Annotated in this window: 1 rRNA gene; it reads right to left on the bottom strand. The window is 57.3% G+C overall.

Going from position 1 to position 464, the window contains the following annotated elements:
- Window positions 1-464 (bottom strand): 23S ribosomal RNA (locus C461_RS15095); the annotation flags it as partial.

Here is a 464-nt window from a genome sequence, read left to right on the forward strand (position 1 = left end):
CCCCCAATAGATAGCAGCCGACCTGTCTCACGACGGTCTAAACCCAGCTCACGACCTCCTTTAATAGGCGAACAACCTCACCCTTGCCTGCTTCTGCACAGGCAGGATGGAGGGAACCGACATCGAGGTAGCAAGCCACCCGGTCGATATGTGCTCTTGCGGGTGACGACTCTGTTATCCCTAAGGTAGCTTTTCTGTCATCTACGGGCCCCATTCCGGAGCCTCGTAGGTTCGCTAGACCACGCTTTCGCGTCAGCGTCACTCGTTGGGAATGACACTGTCAGACCATCTTGTGCTCTTGCGCTCTTCGCCGGATTCCCGACCCGGCTGAGATGATCTTCGGGCGCGCTCGATATCTTTTCGAGCGCGTACCGCCCCAGTCAAACTGCCCGGCTACCGGTGTACTCCTCCCGGAGTGAGAGTCGCAGTCACCGACGGGTAGTATTTCAATGTTGACTCGGTGA

Origin of the sequence: Halorubrum aidingense JCM 13560, assembly GCF_000336995.1 — an archaeon.
Classification (GTDB): Archaea; Halobacteriota; Halobacteria; order Halobacteriales; family Haloferacaceae; genus Halorubrum; species Halorubrum aidingense.